The sequence below is a fragment of the Flavobacterium sp. FlaQc-28 genome (assembly GCF_044007415.1).
GTDB lineage: Bacteria > Bacteroidota > Bacteroidia > Flavobacteriales > Flavobacteriaceae > Flavobacterium.
Map to the genome: position 1 here is coordinate 21,433 of NZ_JBIPCM010000011.1, position 17,510 is coordinate 38,942.

Annotated in this window: 15 protein-coding genes; all 15 read right to left on the bottom strand. The window is 30.5% G+C overall.

All coding sequences use genetic code 11. The features are described 5' to 3' along the window. Nucleotides 1-24: 24 nt before the first annotated feature. The 15 genes from ACHRVL_RS21365 to ACHRVL_RS21435 all read right to left on the bottom strand — a co-directional run bounded on the left by ACHRVL_RS21365 (nt 25) and on the right by ACHRVL_RS21435 (nt 17,497). Nucleotides 25-1,362, bottom strand: a complete 1,338-nt coding sequence (locus tag ACHRVL_RS21365; protein WP_395415332.1) for an O-antigen ligase family protein — start codon at nt 1,360-1,362, stop codon at nt 25-27. A gap of 4 nt (nt 1,363-1,366) precedes the next feature. After that, nucleotides 1,367-2,437: a glycosyltransferase family 4 protein gene (locus ACHRVL_RS21370; RefSeq protein ID WP_395415333.1), complete on the bottom strand. Its 1,071-nt coding sequence runs from the start codon at nt 2,435-2,437 to the stop codon at nt 1,367-1,369. After that, a complete protein-coding gene (locus ACHRVL_RS21375) occupies nt 2,434-3,456 on the bottom strand; it encodes a glycosyltransferase (RefSeq protein ID WP_395415334.1) in 1,023 nt (340 codons plus the stop codon). Before ACHRVL_RS21375 ends, ACHRVL_RS21370 begins: the two co-directional genes overlap by 4 nt. 171 nt (nt 3,457-3,627) lie before the next feature. Beyond that, on the bottom strand, nt 3,628-4,773 hold the full coding sequence (locus ACHRVL_RS21380; RefSeq protein WP_395415335.1) for a glycosyltransferase family 4 protein: 1,146 nt from the start codon (nt 4,771-4,773) through the stop codon (nt 3,628-3,630). A gap of 1 nt (nt 4,774) precedes the next feature. Continuing rightward, complete coding sequence (locus ACHRVL_RS21385) at nt 4,775-6,154, bottom strand: CDP-glycerol glycerophosphotransferase family protein (protein WP_395415336.1); 1,380 nt, start codon at nt 6,152-6,154, stop codon at nt 4,775-4,777. A 9-nt stretch (nt 6,155-6,163) separates the two neighbouring features. Further along, complete coding sequence (locus ACHRVL_RS21390) at nt 6,164-7,045, bottom strand: hypothetical protein (RefSeq protein WP_395415337.1); 882 nt, start codon at nt 7,043-7,045, stop codon at nt 6,164-6,166. Then, nucleotides 7,045-8,478: an MBOAT family O-acyltransferase gene (locus tag ACHRVL_RS21395; protein WP_395415338.1), complete on the bottom strand. Its 1,434-nt coding sequence runs from the start codon at nt 8,476-8,478 to the stop codon at nt 7,045-7,047. Before ACHRVL_RS21395 ends, ACHRVL_RS21390 begins: the two co-directional genes overlap by 1 nt. A 146-nt stretch (nt 8,479-8,624) precedes the next feature. Next, nucleotides 8,625-9,287 carry a cytidylyltransferase domain-containing protein gene (locus tag ACHRVL_RS21400; protein WP_395415339.1) on the bottom strand — a complete coding sequence of 221 codons (663 nt, stop codon included), beginning with the start codon at nt 9,285-9,287 and terminating at the stop codon, nt 8,625-8,627. A gap of 1 nt (nt 9,288) precedes the next feature. Beyond that, nucleotides 9,289-10,380 carry a glycosyltransferase family 4 protein gene (locus ACHRVL_RS21405; RefSeq protein WP_395415340.1) on the bottom strand — a complete coding sequence of 364 codons (1,092 nt, stop codon included), beginning with the start codon at nt 10,378-10,380 and terminating at the stop codon, nt 9,289-9,291. 49 nt (nt 10,381-10,429) lie between these two features. Next, nucleotides 10,430-11,434 (bottom strand): glycosyltransferase family 2 protein, encoded by a 1,005-nt coding sequence (locus ACHRVL_RS21410; RefSeq protein WP_395415341.1) that lies wholly within the window; start codon nt 11,432-11,434, stop codon nt 10,430-10,432. A 4-nt stretch (nt 11,435-11,438) separates the two neighbouring features. Next, complete coding sequence (locus ACHRVL_RS21415) at nt 11,439-12,383, bottom strand: glycosyltransferase family 2 protein (protein WP_395415342.1); 945 nt, start codon at nt 12,381-12,383, stop codon at nt 11,439-11,441. After that, a complete protein-coding gene (locus ACHRVL_RS21420; RefSeq protein WP_395415343.1) occupies nt 12,384-13,244 on the bottom strand; it encodes a hypothetical protein in 861 nt (286 codons plus the stop codon). Continuing rightward, nucleotides 13,237-14,529 (bottom strand): polysaccharide ABC transporter ATP-binding protein, encoded by a 1,293-nt coding sequence (locus tag ACHRVL_RS21425; protein WP_395415344.1) that lies wholly within the window; start codon nt 14,527-14,529, stop codon nt 13,237-13,239. Before ACHRVL_RS21425 ends, ACHRVL_RS21420 begins: the two co-directional genes overlap by 8 nt. Nucleotides 14,530-14,568: 39 nt before the next feature. Continuing rightward, on the bottom strand, nt 14,569-15,435 hold the full coding sequence (locus ACHRVL_RS21430) for an ABC transporter permease (protein WP_395415345.1): 867 nt from the start codon (nt 15,433-15,435) through the stop codon (nt 14,569-14,571). A 94-nt stretch (nt 15,436-15,529) separates the two neighbouring features. After that, nucleotides 15,530-17,497, bottom strand: coding sequence for a polysaccharide biosynthesis protein (locus ACHRVL_RS21435; protein ID WP_395415346.1), 1,968 nt, complete (start codon nt 17,495-17,497; stop codon nt 15,530-15,532). Between the last annotated feature and the right edge of the window lie 13 nt (nt 17,498-17,510).

Below are 17,510 nucleotides of genomic sequence, written 5' to 3' on the forward strand. Positions count from 1 at the left end.
TACCGCAAAAACATAAACTTTATCTTACAAATGTGTTGTTTTTTCTGGAAGTTTTATTTGTACAAATAAAAGTGTTAAAGCATATATAAATGCAGGAGCTGCTGTTCGCATGGCCGCATGATTTATTGTAAGAAACCAAAAAATAAAAAAAGACAAAAAATACAGATGTTGTCGATTGTTGACATATAATACAAACGGAGTAATAAGTAGTATCAAAAGTCCAAATATGCCAAATACACCATGTTCGCTTAGCATTCTTGTTATTTCGTTATGAGAAGCAACTTCTTGTCCTAATGAATCTTTTCGCAATTCTTTTCCCATTCCTGCTCCTACTCCAGTAATGGGGTTGTCAAAAAACATTTTAAGATCTGCACTCATAACTGCTTCTCTCCCACCAAATCGATCTGTTTTCTGTCTTCCTTTAGCATCTTGATTAGCATATCTTTTTTCGATTAATCCGCTGGTTTGCGAAATAGTATATCCCCAAATACCTATTCCTAAAAGGCAGGCCAAAATTACAACTAAACCAACTTTAGCTTTTCCAAGAGAATTCGAGATGTAATAAATTACAACCATAAGACAGACAATCATGGCAATTCCAGTAATAACACCACCTCTCGAAAAGGTAACAATTGCTCGATAGCTTACCAAAATCAGAAGAATTCCATTTAAAATAATTTTCTTTTTTGATTTTGAAAACAAAAGCAATTGAGCGAAAAAGACAAACATTCCTAATCCTAAAATAGTAGAAACCTGATTAGGGCCAAATCCGCCTGAAGTTTCAAAATTAGATTGTGTACCTGTAACAACATCTTTTATGTTTGGATTATACAAAAAAAGATAAACTACTGTTGAAATAATAGGAAGTCCCATTACTAAAATAATATTCTGCAGATCTGTAAACAAAACTTTTCTTTTATACATGTAGATTGAAGAAACTGCCAAACAAACCGGTCCTGATAAATTAAATACTAAAGCTTTTTTAATATCTATATTAAAATCGGCTGTATTTACAGAAACGAAAATCCCAGGTAATAACAACAACAAATAAAAGAAATAAACAAACGATTTAGTTGAAACAGTACTATAAAACATACCTGTTAACATAAAAAAAACAACCAGCGTTTTCACATACTCATTACTGAAATTACCTCCTGTCATTCGCAAAAAAACTTCAACGCCTATTAAGTAAGCACTTACATAAAGAACTTCGTTATTCTTATTCTTACTTCGAAAAATAACAAAGAGACCAACAACTGGAATTAAAAGAGCATAAAGCATTGACAAAAAAGGCAGCACAAAAACCATCAATGCAATTATAACATGGACTAAAATAAGATAAGAAAATGAGATTCTTTTCATTAATTTAATTTTTATAAAACTGTATTACTTTTTTGATTACAGCTGATTTTGAATATTTCTTTACAGCTGATTTCGAAAAATTTACTACTAATGTAGTTCTCAATGCTTCATCGTTAGTTAGTAATTTTAACTGATCCTTTAATTCTAAATAGTTTAACGGGTCAAATAACAATCCGTTAAAACCATTTTCAATAATTTGCGAACAATATCCAATATTTGAAGAAAGAACCGCCAATTTTTCTGATGCGTACTCTAATAAAGTTATTGGGAATCCTTCGTTTGTCGAAGCCAAAACTCCAACTGAAGATTGTGATAATATATATTTGATATCGTTCCTCTCTCCGTACAAATGAATATAGCTTTCTAATGAATTAAATCTTATAAACTCCTTTAAACAAACTGAATAAGAGTCGAAATAATCTTTTCCAATTAAATGTAAAGTCCATCCTGATTCCTGTAATCTTAAATCCTGAAAAGCTTTAAGCATCAGAATGTGATTTTTGGGTTCTTTTAAATTTGCTAGAAAAACTATTCGTCTGCCTAAAATTCCTTTTAGTTTTGTTGTTTGTAAATTATCTTTTGTATCTAAGATGAAATTTGGAATGAAAAAAACGTTTTTACAAAACATATTTTTTTTGCTCCAATCTTCTAATTGCTGGCTTGCTGCAAAAATCGAAGCAAAAAAGAAAGAACAAAAAATCAATGTTTTATTCTTACTCTTCGATTCAGCAGCTCTATTTCCAAAATGATCGTGCCAGAAAATCTTAGTTCTGGGCAATGTCAATTTTACTAAAACTGCTGTAAAAAAAGAAGTACTGTGCGCATGAATAATTTCAATTCTATTATTTAATATGTACCTTCTTAACTTTAAAACAGCTTTAATATCAAGTTTGCTCTTTTTGTTTAGAAACAAATACGAAACATTTTCATCTATCTGATCAAATAATTGTCCTTCTTTTCGAGTTACAATTAACCCCGAAAAAGTCACTTCTTTTGATAAAGCATTGGCATAATTCACGGCCATTCTTTCGGCACCTCCTATTTGCAGTGAATCTACAATTTGTACAATTCTCATTTCGCAAGTACCTTTTTAAGTTCTGTTTCGAAGATTTCAATTGTATAATACTGTGACCAATCAGCAGCTCTCTTACTAATTTTCAGAAAAAGTTTTTCATCTAAAAAATCAATTATTTGATTCCGATCTTTCTCTAAATTCATATTCAATACAATTCCTCTTTTCCCATAATTAAGCATAAATGGAACACAAGAAACTTTTGTTGCAATAGGTATACAGCCCCAAAACATTCCCTCTGCAATAGCTTTTGGCCATCCTTCACTCTTTGAAGGTAAAATAACAAAATGGCTTTTTTGATAGGCTTTTTTTAATGTTTCTTTATCTTGGTTACCATGAAGAAAAATACTTTTTTGTAGTTGATGTGCTGCAATATAATTTTCTAAAGATTTTCTTTCAATACCTTCTCCGTACAAATTTAAAACAGCTTTCTTTCCTTTTTTCACAAGCTGCTCAATCAACTTAACAGCATATATAGGATTTTTGCCTTCTACTAAACTGCCAACAAATACAAACTCAATTGTTTGATCCAAACTCTTTTTTGTGATCAATTCTTTTTCAGACTCGGAATAAGTTGCGGTAAAAAATGGTCTTATATTTTTAGATTGATTTTCCCAATCTCCGTAAACCAAAACCTGCATATTCCTGCTCAAAAAAGTATTAACTAAAATATGCTTTTGTAAACGGTATGTCCAAGGCTGTTTACTTTGAGGATCCCAATTCCCTGCATACTTTATCGACTTTATTTTATTTGGAAAAAACATTTGAACAAAACAGCCCAATAATCCAACATTCCCAGGACATCGCAAATGTATATGATCAGCATCTTTCATCGCCCAAAACAGCTGCCAAAGGATAAATGGAATTTTGAAAATAGATAAAAAACTGTTTTTTAAACTAGTAAAGCTAAAGTTAGAAACGCTCCTAAAATCAATCTTGCTATGTTGATAAGCACTGTCAATTTTTGTTATCCTGTTTTTTTTCAGTGGAGCCAAAATAATAACCTCATCAACATATTTCAACCAAGCATTCATTTCTCTCACATAAGGTGCATAGCCAAAATACTCATTCCCTTTTTGAATATGATTAACATTTGTAATTATTAGAAACTTCATTTTAGATCTGCTTTTATCCTTATTTTCGAAGAGCTCGGTTTTATAACTCGTACATAAAAAACAAAAAGCTTTATAAAGTTAATCCTGTAGTTCTTTAAAAAAACTAATAGTACGAGTTACTATATCATCAACTTTATACTTTTGAAGCACAAGCTCTCTAGCCTTTTTTCCTATTTCATTTGCTCTTGGTGCATTAGAAAGAAACCATATAATTTTTTCAGCAATATCTGCCGGATTGTATGGATCACACAACAAACCTGTTTTATAATCTTCAATAGTTTCAGGTCCTGAGCCATATTTTGTAAAAACTACCACTTTTTCCATTGCCATTGCTTCAGGCGCAACAAGACCTTGAGTTTCTATATGAGATGGAAAAACACAAACCGCAGCTTTGGAATATGCTTTTGGAATATCTTCAAAAGGAATCGCTCCATGAAAATGAATATGACTTGCCAATTGTCCTAATTGAGGCAGTTCCTTTTTTTTAAGCATCTGTATGTAAGAGCTTCCGTCTGGAAAAAACCAATCTCTTCCATAAATTTCTAATGAAGCATTAGGAAACTTTTTATTTACTAACGGAAAAGCCTGAATCAACTGTCGGATTCCTTTTTTCTCGCAAACCGTCCCAACAAAAACAATTCTGTTATCTAATCTATTTTCAATTATAGGTTTAAAAAAATCTGTATCAATAGGGTTACTTAAATAGACTAGTGGTTTGTTATTGTAACTCAAATACTTTTCGGTATGATTTTTTACATAATAGGAAACTGCAATAAATGCATCACTTTTTTTGAAAGATTTTTTTTCCTGAAACCCTTTCCATTTATCAATTTTTCTTTTCTCACTTTCTGAAAAAAAATGATGACCACCGTGCAGACGTATCACATATTTGACATCTGGCAGTTTATTTATAAAAGCGAGACCAAGCTCAGATGATTCAACAATTTGTATTGGATTTCTTTGATGGATTTCTTTGATTTTATTATTAATCAATTTAGAGTTTAAATACCACGTAAAGCCTTTTACTGTTTTTTTCTTTAATCTATAAATTTCTACACCCTCAACAATTTCAGTTTCTTCTTTTGCAATGTAATTTATCCCAACAACTGACACTTTTATTCCTTGTTTCACCAATGCTGGCGCCACTGTTCTAACAAAACTTCCTATTCCTCCATGTGGGAAACCTTGTTTCGGAAATTCGTTTGTTATGAAACAAATATGCATCTTAAACTGCAATCAACTTTTGTCTTATGTTATTTGATGCGTTTTTATAATCACCAAGTATTTTCACTTTCCATTCTTCCATAGCGGCATTTTGACTTGTTTCTAAAGCTATTTTTTTTGAAATTTCTTCTTTGCTGTTCAACCAAATAACCGTTTTTTGATTTGGCATACTCTTAAAATGCTGAAACTGATAGATTGTCTTTACGGACCAATTTTCTTCTTTTTTATTTTGCTGATCATAATTAATGAAGATGCAAGGTTTGTTAAACATCCAAAAATCAAATGCCATTGTTGAACCGACATTTACAACTATATCAGAATAAAAAGCTGTACTAACAAGCAGTTTTACATCTTCGAGAGATGGATAAACAGCATTCCATTCTTTTGATTTACTAAAATACCATAATGGCGAAACTTCTTTTATTACATCTTTAAATTCATCTACAACCTCATCAAATCTTCCTGAAAAATCGACTGGACATCTTCTAAATAGTATTTGATATTGATGTTGTAAATTTGCTTTAATAATTTCTTGAACAAGATCTTTTAAATAACTCGGATCATCTGGAGATGTTTTTAGGTCATCTCCTGAAAAGCATATTATTTTCTTATTCGGATCTAAATTATATCTTTTATAAAAGATCTCTTTTTCAATTATATTTTCTGCTTTTTGATAAAACTCAAACTGAGGTGTTCCCGTGATACAAATCTTATCCGCAGAAATTTCAGGATAGTATGTGTGCTGTTCATTTTTCATATAATCTGACCAAACTAAGTAATTATCGGCTCTTAAAGCTAAACGGGCTTTGGGCAGATTATCCCAAGAATAAATCACGGTTGTTGTCGAAATTCCTAAATCTGATGCCGCGGCAAATATTGTTGCTGCTTTTAAAGCTCTTTGATGGGAACAGAAAACAGCACTAGGCCGCTCTTTTTTTAGAATTGTTTTTACCTCATCGTAAAAAGGATTTTGACGAAGGGCATTCTGATATCTTTGTTCTAATTTTAAAATGCTGGTATACTTTTTAAAAAAAGGAACAATGCATTCAATTATTTTGTAGAAAATCTTTTTAGAAAATGTCTTTTGATTCCAATTCCAGTTGCTTAACAAAGTTGGATTCTTCACCTGTCCCTGATTGTAATACAATCTAGACAAACAAATTAGTTCCCTTAGAAATTTTTCCTTTACAGACTCTTTATAATCAGGAATTACAATTTCACTTTCTATTGCAGCATGTTGCTTAATTGCTATTATGGTCTCTGAATCAAAATTATGAAACAGAATCAATTCTTCATTTGTATTCGTAAATGTGTTTGAATAAAGATAATTTCTAATTCCTACTCCATCAGGAAAGAGTAATAAAATTTTATTCTTCTTCATTCAAGAACCTTACTTATTAAAAAAGTCTTTTAAAATTCTAGCCGTAAAAATTTTAGCACCTTCATCTGTCATATGTCCGCAAGATGAGAAATACTTGTTTTCGATCACTATGTTCTCGTAATTATGAATCTCGGGATATGCTTTTTTAACTTTTTCAAAATAATTCATTCCCACCACGTTTTCGCACATTGGTGTCATTACTGCAATAAAATCGATATTGTTTGCTTTGCAGATATTTTTAATTTCTTCGTAATATTTATTATGAGGAAGCGGATTTAAATTGACAATATTATTTTTCATATTGCCATTTTTATGTTTTTCTAATGGATAATATCCTAGGTTGTCTAATGCATTTGTTTTTTCATTTTTCATGATTTTACAAACTTCTCTAAAACCTATTTTACTATCAAATTTTATAAATCTATAAAATGGGATATAATAGAGCTCATTAAAATTTTCCTGAGATTTAAACTGATTTTTTATGACTTCTGAATTATGAATGTAAGGTAAAAACTTTGCAGAAACTCCATCAGATTCTTTGTCGTTTGACAAATTTAAATCGGCTTCGAGAATAATATTTTTAATTTTGTATTTTCTTTCAATCATTAATTTCAGCATTAATGAAGCTTCAAATAAATGTCCACCGCTCATACCGTAATTAAAAGTTTTTAATCCTTTGTCTTCAAACATTTGCGAAACAAAATGATTGTTTGCTCTTGAGGAACCTAGAATAACTACGTCGTAATTTTGAGGTTTGGAATTTACAACAGTTTCAATTTTTCCACGATTTTTTGATTGAAAAAAAACTGCTGTATAAAGTCCGTCTAAAACAACTGCTATTAAAGCTGTTATTAGAATAATTTTAGCGGTATAAGTTAAAAAACGTTTCATTAAAATTGAAAATATATAAATTCTTTATAATCAGAAAAAGTTCCAAAAGCAAGTATTGCTGTAATAGCCAATGCAATTTTAAGCATGCTATTTCTTCCTGAAAGAGGTTCGATTTTAGAACGGCTATTCCACTCTACTGCAACAAACAATCCTATTAAGAATATTAATTCGTAATTGTATCTTTCATTGTCTAAATATTGAAAACTAAAATCTTGATTTAAAACTAATCTTTTCAGGTACAACAAAGCATCTGATATGGTTCTTGCTCTAAAAAATACCCAAGCGATACACGTAATTATAAACGTTGATAAAATACTTAGAATTACTTTTACGGAGTCTAAATCTCTTTTTAAAACTATTGTTTCGATATTGTTTCTGTTGCTTTTTGCCAGAAGCAGCGGCAAAAAATAAACAGCATTTATGAATCCCCAAGCTATATAAGTCCAATTTGCTCCGTGCCAAAATCCGCTGACGATAAAAATTATAAACGTATTTCTAATTTTCATCCAAAGTCCGCCTTTACTTCCTCCTAATGGGATATATAAATAATCTCGAAACCATGACGACAGCGATATGTGCCATCTTCTCCAGAACTCAGCAATATCTCTAGAAAAATAAGGGTAATTGAAATTTCGCAACAAATCGATTCCAAACAATTTTGAAACACCTAATGCAATATCTGAATAACCTGAGAAATCTCCATAAATTTGAAATGCAAAATAAACGGCTCCCAATATCAATGAAAAAGAATTCATCGTTGAATAATTATCGAAAATGGCATTAGCATAAGTTGCACAAGTATCGGCAATAACTACTTTTTTTACTAATCCCCAAATAATTTGACAAACTCCATCTTTTGCAGTTTGAAAATTAAACTCTCGTTTTACTTTTACTTGCGGAAGTAAATGCGTAGCTCTCTCAATTGGACCGGCAACCAACAACGGAAAATAACTTACAAACAAGGAGTAATCTACAAAATTGTATTCGGCTTTAATTCGTTTATAATAAATATCTATTACATAAGACAGCCCATGAAAAGTGTAAAATGAAATCCCAACTGGAAGTATCACATTTAATAAAATTGGACTTGCTTTAAATCCTGCTGTACTTAATAAATCTGCAAAAGAGGCTGCGAAAAAGTTATAATATTTAAAGATTCCCAAAAATCCAAGATTAACAATAATACTTAACCAAAACCAAAATTTCCTGCTTTTTTCTGATTTCCCTTTTTCAATTTGAATTCCAGTATAATAATCTAAGAAAGTCGAAAAAACTAATAAGAATAAAAACCTCCAATCCCAACAGGAGTAGAAATAATAACTAGCAATAATTAATACAAAATTTTGGGTACTTTTGTTTTTATTAAAAACGAACCAATACAATAAAAATACTATTGGTAAAAAAACAGCAAAAGCTATGGAGTTGAAAAACATAAGTGCTTAAAAGTGGAAATTAATAACGAAACATATTTAAATATCTCTAAATTGTTTTTGATGATTGAGCGGACAAATATCCGATTTCTGCAGACAACTAAGAAATAATTTGGTAATATTTCTGTATAGACTCATTGAGATGTAAATCAATACATCTTTTTAAATAAAAATGCAGCGTAATCAAAATCCTCTTGGGTATCAATATCAACATTCGCGAACGTATGGTTTACTTCGTATGGTAATGCATCTTTTGAAATAATTATATCTTCAAAAATTAATTTTGCTTTCGTGATATACAGTAATCCATTTTCAAAAAAAAGAGGCTCCAAATCTTGGCTCCTTTGTCCGATTTTATAATTAAAGGGAATAAATTTATTATCGACTATTTTTCCAAACTTTTTATGATTACCCGAAACCGTAAATAAACTATCATACCGCTCTCTTTCATATGTCCTAAAAGCATCTTTCAATAAATTTTCTGGTCTTAAAGGATTTGTAGGCTGCAATAAAACAACATTCTCAACATCAACATTTATTGTCTCTAAAACATGCTTCAATGCAGTTACGGTTGGTTCTAAATCTCCTGATAGTGATTCTGGTCTATCTATAACTTTTGCTCCAAATTGTAATGCAATTTCTTTTGTTTCTACATCATTAGTCGAAACATAAATTTCATCAATTATTTCACTATTAGCTTGTGCATACAAAATACTATGCACCAGTAAAGGAATACCGCCAATTAGTTTTATGTTTTTTTGATACAGTCTTTTAGAACCTCCTCGTGCTGGAATTATGGCAATTGTCTTCACTCTAGGGCATGCTGTTTTTAGCTTTGGTTATAAGTTCATTCATTCTAGCATTCCATTTTTCTGAAGAATACAATTCTGAAGAAAATTCAGGAAGCTCAAATTTTCCATCTAAAAAATCATTTATTGCATCGACCCATTCTGAAACAAAATCTGGATTTTGGATGAGTCTTCCCAGCTTTCCATATTGCAAAACTTCTGGAACTCCTCCCATTGCAGAGGCAATGCAATAATTACCGCAGTGCAAAGCCTCAATTAAACTTAGGCCAAAACCCTCTTGGCATAACGTTGGAAAAAGATAACAATCTGACGCTTGATAATATTCAGGAAGATCATAGTTTGGAATTTTACCCAAGAATTTCACCCCATCTATATCTTCTTGAGATTCGCATCCAATAACTATTAGAACTATATTTTTTTCTGTTTTATATATCTTTTTCCATGCTTCTAAAACAATGTGCAATCCTTTTTTTGGTCTATCTTGAGAACACCATACAAAGGCTTTTTTATCATCAAACCCATATTTTTGTTTTAGTTCTTGCTTTTTTAAAATCGAAACTTTTTTAAATTTATTAGTATCGATGCCATTATAAAGTATAGAAAAATGGCTGGGAAGAGTAATAATTGATTTTTTATGCTGTTTGTAACTATCATTTGTTAATACGACCAATTCATTTATCAATTCGTAAAAATTTGATTTTGAATTTAGCTGACCATACGGGGAGAAACCATGATAAAAGAACTGAATGTAACAATTCTTTGAAACTCCTTTTGAAACAAGATACTCTTTAAGTGATTTAACCATTCCGTAATTATCAACAATTTGAATTATATAGTTTTCTTTTGGTACTATTATCTTGTTTAACGCTTTTAAATATTCAATGTTTTTTTTCTTAAAAATTTTATTTTGAATGCCGCTCCAAAATGTTGCTTGTACAAAACTATATTTTACTCCCTCAAACAGATCTTCCGGCTTAGGGCAAACTATATAATCTATTTCATGATTTTTCTCTAAGTAATTATTATAGAGGGTTGTCCAACTTCCAATTTTTGAAAAAGGCAGCGACACTTGCGAAAGTAAAATCACTTTTGCCATTAAACTTTTCTCATTAATCGTTTCGACATTTTTGTACTACATTATATAATTATTTGTCTTTAATTCTAATATCAAATCTTTTCAGATGTACTAAACGAAAACCTTTTTTGGTTAAAATAATTACTGTAATTCCAACATAAAGTCTTACTGTGTCATAATCGCTAAGTTTTACATTCTTTAAGTTTTCTAAAATGGATTTGAAATTTTTTATGCTTTTATTAAATTTCACCAGCAATCTTATCTCGTAAAAAAAATGCAATTTCCTGTATAGTATATATTTCTTAAGCTTCTTTATTTTATCTTCTTCTATATTACATTCATTGGAGTTTAAAACTTTATAAACTTTTTGAAAATAATCAAATTGTGATTGTAAACTGATTGGATTAGTTGATGCTTCGGAATCGATACTTTTATGTCCTCTTCGCACAAAAAACAATACGTCTTCAATATAGCAAAACCTCACATTTTCGGTCAATCTTCTAAAGTTAAAATCAGTTTCCTGAGCATTTGACAAAGTCTCATCAAAGAGTTCTTTATTATTTAGTACTTCTCTTCTCCAAAGTGAAGATGGTGTTAAAAAATAAAGCTCACCTATTATAAAATGAAATAAGGCATTTCTTTCGTAAATCATTTGAGGGATAAAATCCTCATTAGCATCGTAAATTATTTTTGTGAATATTTTCGAAAACGCGGCACAAAATCCTAATTCCTTATTTTTATCTAAAACATCAACTTGTTTTTCAAGAAAATCAGGATGCATAATATCGTCGCTGTCAAACCATTTTATGTACATTCCGTTAGATAATTCGAAACCAAAGTTCCTGCAGGCATTTGCACCTTTTATTCGATCTATTGGTCTTTGATGATATTGAAAACGCTTATCTTTATCTATGTAGCCAGCGATCAAACTAGCTGTTTCATCAGTACTTCCATCATCAATAATAAGGCATTCCCAGTTTGTATAAATTTGGTTTACTATACTGTTTAACGTTTCCGCTATTAAATCTGCTCGATTAAAGGTTGGAATGATTATAGAAACTAATTTATTGGGCATTTGATCAAAAAATAAAAAGAGCGCATTTTATAACTTTCATGTATTTCTTAACAATCTTTGTAAAGTGGCATGCAACCGATTTTATAAACTTCAAATAATTTATAAAGGAATTATAATTGAAGTAGAGCCAACTTATTTTTAAGAAATAAACGATTTGCTTTTTTTCATTTATATAACAATTCGAGATTTTGGAAACTAAAATTTGTTTTTGCTTTTTTGAAAAACAATTTGTTCTTCTCGTCAAAAGAAAATAATAAAATGCAAACTTTGCTTTGTTCTTTATTCTTTCTTTTGTTACATCACCGGAAATACTCAGAGATGAAAACCTCACAAAAATTACTGCTTTATTAATGCAGTATACATTCTTAAATTCAGAAAACTCCAAAACGGCCATATCGTCGCTGTACCATGCTAATGGATAATCTCTAAAACCAATTTCGAAAACCTTTTCTTTCTTAAAAATATATTCACTTAATGAACTGCGAGTTCTATTTGTTATTTTTCTAATCAAGAAATCGGCTGATTTTTCTATTTCTGGATGTGTATATACATCCGAAATGGTTTCATTTCGCTCATTGATTAATTGTGTCGAGTACCTTATAACATTAATCTCTTCATCGATTTGAGGCAGACTTTTATAGAACTGTGCAACAGTATTATTACTCAAAACATCATCATCGCCCAAAATCATGATCCATTCTTCATTTCCTGACAAATCAATACAGCGCCGCCACTGTTTTGTTAATGACTTACTTCCTAAATTTTCATTAAAACGATAATAGTTAACATCAAACTTATCCTGATATTTTTCTATTATTTTTTTTGGACACTCAGGACTCGCATCATCTCCGATATAAACTCTAAATCGCTTATCTGATTGATTAATTAGTGATTGAATTGTTTCCTCAAAATAAGCTGATTTGTAAAACGGAATTATAATAGCCAGCATTTATTTCCTAATTAGTCTTTTTATACCGGCTTTAAAAATGGTTTTATTTGATAATGATTGCGGAACTTGAACGTTATTAATCTCAAATTTTGCTATTAAATCGTCAATGGAATTTGACGGCATAAATTCTAACACATTCCATACTTCTGGTACTATGGGGTGAATATCTTGAAACTCTTTGTAATTAGAACTATTTAAGCCTTTCCAAAACTGAAAATATATTTCAGTATCAAAATCATCTCTATGTCCCCAATTTTTAATTTTTAAATGAATTTGTTCTTCGCTTCTAGCCCAAGATTGATGGATTACTTTAATATTCGAAAAATGATTTTTGATTTTATTATTACTTCTTGTACGCGTATTTACGGTCTGATTTGTTATAAACGGAAATTTCTCTTCATTATCAATATACAAATAACCATTCGGCAATTCTCGAAACAAAGTAATCAGCTTTCCTTGAAAACAAATTGGTGTAAGTTTAGGAAACAAATTCAGATACCAATATTTATTTAAATATTTTGCCGTCTTTTTAAAATCATAAATGTATTCATCAACATCCAACTGAATTTTCCAACCTTTCCCTAATTTCTTCAGCACCATATTTCGTTCTCTTGATTCGCATTCCGTCGGAGTCAAATCTGGCAAATAAAATTGATCAAAATAAAGTTGAATTATATTTTTCTTATCAAAAAGTTTAACTTCATCAAAAAATGAATCTGGTATTTTAAATGTATTTCCACTCCATGTTTTACTTTCACTATCAATTGCTAAAACAATTTTATCGACATCATCATACAATTGTTTAATAGAAGTAAGCAATAGATCATAATCATAAGATACCAAATAACTTACACTAATCATTCTCTGTAACTTTTGAGTTCCACTTTGTGGGTAAATACATTTTCGAATGTTTAGGCAGCAGTTTTGTCCTTTTTGTGAAATCGCTTTGTTCTAAATAAAATCCCACTAAGTTTTTAATGGTATAAAAAGTATCAACCTGACCAGTTCCAATCCAAAGATTGATGGTATAAAAACCAGGAACAAATAACAAATGATCCGTATTAACACAAATCGCAATTTCCTGCCCCTTTTCTAACTTCTCAAATAGCAATCCATCATCTTCATTTGTAATATGGGTAACTAACTCTTGATTTGTATTTAAAACATCCATCGCAATAGATAAATCTGTAACACGATCTAAAACCTTAAAGTTCATTTCAAATTCTAATTTATCCCCCAATTCAATAATCTGACCTTGCAAAATTGGAATACTATTACGTGTGGCTTTAAAGTAATTAAATTCAATCCTATTCAAACGAGATTTATGAATACACTCTGACAAGAGTTCTTCTGTTGTTATTTTAGAATAAAAATCTATGCTTTCGCTAATTTCACCTTCAAAAACAACCTTTCCATGTTCCAAAACAATTCCTCTCGTGCATAAACGCTGCACGGCAGCCATATTATGGCTTACAAATAAAACTGTTCTGCCTTCACCTTTTGCAATATCTTGCATCTTACCGATTGCTTTTTTCTGAAACTCTGCATCTCCAACGGCTAATACCTCATCAACAACCAAAATTTCTGGCTCTAAAAAGGCTGCTACAGCAAATGCCAAACGAACATTCATTCCAGAACTGTATCTTTTTACAGGAGTATCTATGTAACGTTCGCAGCCTGAAAATTCAATAATTTCATCAAGTTTTGAAATGATCTCTTTTTTGGTCATTCCCAGAATAGCGCCATTTAAAAAAATGTTTTCTCTTCCTGTCAATTCTCCATTAAATCCGGTACCAACTTCTAGTAATGAAGCAATACGTCCTCGAGACTTTATTCTACCGGTAGTTGGGGCAGTAACTTTTGATAATATTTTAAGAAGTGTCGATTTTCCTGCACCATTCTTACCAATAATGGCTAAAACTTCACCGCGCTTAACTTCAAAATTTATATTTTGTAAGGCCCACACATAATCTGAAGTTCCTTTAATAGAACGATCATTTGTCTCTCCTATTTTTAAATAAGGATCCTCCTTTCCTCTTATCTTATACCACCAGCGATTTAAATCATGGCTTATGGTTCCGGTACCAACTTGCCCTAAACGGTATTGTTTAGAAATCTTTTCGACCTTTAAAATAATGTCTTTCAATTTTAGAATAAACTAGATATAAAAAATATCGAACTCTTTTTAAACTGTATCTATAAAACTTTTCTCGGTTCTATTAAAAGTTAAAAGACCAATAAAAAAAATAATGATCACAACAGAAACGGTATAAACTAATCCTAAAACAGAAACTTCCCCCACATTTAAAAGAATGTATCTTGAAGTCTCTATTATATATGCCAGCGGATTATATTCAACAATCCATCCGTATTTTGGCAGCTTATTTTTCACCAATTCCATTGGATACATTACAGCTGACAAATACATTAATAATTGGATTCCGAAACTTACCAAATAACTAAAATCTCGATATTTAGTAATCATTGAAGAAATCAACATTCCTAATCCAAGCCCTAAAATCCCCATGGTGATAATTAAAAAAGGGAAAAACACTGCAAAGCCATTTAAAATTAAATTCACACCTTTTAAATAATAGAATATGTAAAATGCAATAAAAATTAAAAATTGGATTCCGAATTTAATTAAGTTAGAAATCACAATTGATAATGGAGTAATAATTCTTGGAAAATAAACTTTTCCAAAAACATTCGCATTTGCTTTAAAAGTATCAGAAGTTCCATTCAAGCAAGCCGTAAAATAATTCCAAACCGTAATTCCTGTCAAATTAAATAAAAAAGGCGGTACAGATCCCGTACTGATTCCTGCTACATTATTAAAAATAATAGTAAAAGTAAGTGATGTAAATAATGGTTGTATCAAATACCAAAGCGGCCCCAAAACAGTCTGCTTATAAACTGTTATTATGTCTCTTTTTACAAAAAGAAACAATAGGTCTCTATATTGCCAAATTTCTTTCAGATTTAATGATAGAAATTTGCTCTTTGGTTTTATAACAAACAACCAATCCTCTTGCTCATTTTCATTGTCCATTATCAGAAATATTTAACAATGGAAAAAGGCGCTAAAAAAGCACCTTTTTTCTTACAAATTATATTTGCAGATAACATCTTATAGTTTATCCATATTATTTATCCAAAACTTCAAAAGTTGAATTCATACTCTTAAATTCAGGAACAATCTTTTTCATCTTTGCGACAATATCGTCATTGTCATAAAAATCAGCAATTCCAATTAACTCATCGATATCAATATGTAAGTTTTCGTATTCATCTTGTATTTCTTGAGCAATCATAATTTTATTATGATAAGTTGGCAGCGTTTTAGAAGTATCATTCAATAACTCTTCGTATAATTTTTCGCCTGGTCTTAAACCTACTATTTTTATTTTAATTTCTTTATCAGGGATAAAACCTGCAAGCTTAATCATTTTTCTAGCTAAATCAATAATTTTGACAGGTTTTCCCATATCAAAAATATAAATTTCTCCACCATTACCCATTGCTCCAGCCTCTAATACTAACTGACAAGCCTCTGGAATGGTCATGAAATATCTAATAATATCTTGATGTGTAATTGTGACCGGCCCCCCCTCTGCAATTTGTTTAGTAAACAATGGTACTACAGATCCATTAGAACCTAAAACATTACCAAAACGGGTAGTAATAAACTTTGTTACCCCTGGGATATTTTCACTTTGATTTTTTAAGAATAAAGACTGCACGTATTTCTCAGCAATACGCTTACTTGCTCCCATAACGTTACTAGGATTGACAGCTTTATCTGTAGAAACCATGACAAATTTTTTGACATGATATTTACATGATAAATCAGCTAGATTCTTAGTTCCTTTTATGTTAGTTAAAATAGCTTGCGAAGGATTATCTTCCATTAACGGCACATGTTTGTATGCTGCCGCATGAAAAACAACATGTGGATTATGGTTTTTAAATACCTTTTCTAATGCTTTTTTACTTTTTACATCGGCAATTACGGCAATTATTTTTGTCTCAGAATTCATTGCTAATGTCTCCAAGCATAAGTTATGAAGTGGTGTTTCAGCATGATCCAAAACAATCACAGCCTTTGGATTAAAACCTAGAACTTGTCTCACAATCTCACTTCCTATTGAACCAGCGGCTCCAGTAATAAGAATCGTTTTATCTTTTAATTGCTTAGAAATTGATTTACTGTCTAAAACAATTGGTTTTCGTTCCAGTAAATCTTCAATCTGAATATTTTTTACTTTTTGCGAAATCTCTTTTTGATTCTCCCAATCTGAAATTAATGGAACGGTATAAACTCTATAATTAAACTCCAAACATTGATCAACAATGATTAACTGTTCTTCTTTAGACAAACTTTTATCTGCAATAATTACACCTTCAGCAGCTACAGAACGCATTAAAGCAGGTAATTTTTTACGTAATATTAAAATCGGAAGATCTAACATTCGTTTAGATGCATTCTGATTATTTTTATCAACGAAACCTACTATTTTAAATCTAGAAGGAGTTTCAAACTTCAAAGCATTGGCAACAGAGATTGCATTTGCATCTGTACCATAAATTACTGTTCGAATAAGCTTAGAGTTTGTCTTTTCTGAAAAGTACATTTCAAAAGTTTGTTTTACGATTACTCGATACAAAAACAAACTACAAAATGATAAAACCAAATTGATAAAGAGAGCAGTATTCAAAAAAGCCTTATGTCCGGTATACAATTCAAAAACTAAATTGAAAAATAAAAAGAATACTAAAACTGACATTTGAGAAAACAACAATTTTATAGCATCTATAAAAGAGGAATGTCTAATAATACCTGAGTAGGTCCTAAACAACCAAAAGAAAAATATATTTACTACTAGTAAACTAGCAACAAAATATGATTGATGTGATGTAATAATATACCCTAATCCCGTTCCCTCAAAAAGCATATAGGTAAAGGTGAAAGAAAAAATTAGTACCATTATATCAATGGCAATAATAATCCAGCGAGGCAAATAACTAAGGCTATTAATATTTGCTCTTAAATTCCTTGGTGAAAAAGAATTATACAATATAGAGGCTATTTTTGTTGGTTGATCTGTCTCCAATTTGGTCTTGTTT

Bases quoted from the DNA above. Each gene is read 5' to 3' on its own strand.
- ACHRVL_RS21365 (WP_395415332.1), bottom strand. From the start codon at position 1,362: ATGAAAAGAATCTCATTTTCTTATCTTATTTTAGTCCATGTTATAATT.
- ACHRVL_RS21370 (WP_395415333.1), bottom strand. From the start codon at position 2,437: ATGAGAATTGTACAAATTGTAGATTCACTGCAAATAGGAGGTGCCGAA.
- ACHRVL_RS21380 (WP_395415335.1), bottom strand. From the start codon at position 4,773: ATGCATATTTGTTTCATAACAAACGAATTTCCGAAACAAGGTTTCCCA.
- ACHRVL_RS21385 (WP_395415336.1), bottom strand. From the start codon at position 6,154: ATGAAGAAGAATAAAATTTTATTACTCTTTCCTGATGGAGTAGGAATT.
- ACHRVL_RS21390 (WP_395415337.1), bottom strand. From the start codon at position 7,045: ATGAAACGTTTTTTAACTTATACCGCTAAAATTATTCTAATAACAGCT.
- ACHRVL_RS21395 (WP_395415338.1), bottom strand. From the start codon at position 8,478: ATGTTTTTCAACTCCATAGCTTTTGCTGTTTTTTTACCAATAGTATTT.
- ACHRVL_RS21405 (WP_395415340.1), bottom strand. From the start codon at position 10,380: ATGGCAAAAGTGATTTTACTTTCGCAAGTGTCGCTGCCTTTTTCAAAA.
- ACHRVL_RS21410 (WP_395415341.1), bottom strand. From the start codon at position 11,434: ATGCCCAATAAATTAGTTTCTATAATCATTCCAACCTTTAATCGAGCA.
- ACHRVL_RS21415 (WP_395415342.1), bottom strand. From the start codon at position 12,383: ATGCTGGCTATTATAATTCCGTTTTACAAATCAGCTTATTTTGAGGAA.
- ACHRVL_RS21420 (WP_395415343.1), bottom strand. From the start codon at position 13,244: ATGATTAGTGTAAGTTATTTGGTATCTTATGATTATGATCTATTGCTT.
- ACHRVL_RS21430 (WP_395415345.1), bottom strand. From the start codon at position 15,435: ATGGACAATGAAAATGAGCAAGAGGATTGGTTGTTTGTTATAAAACCA.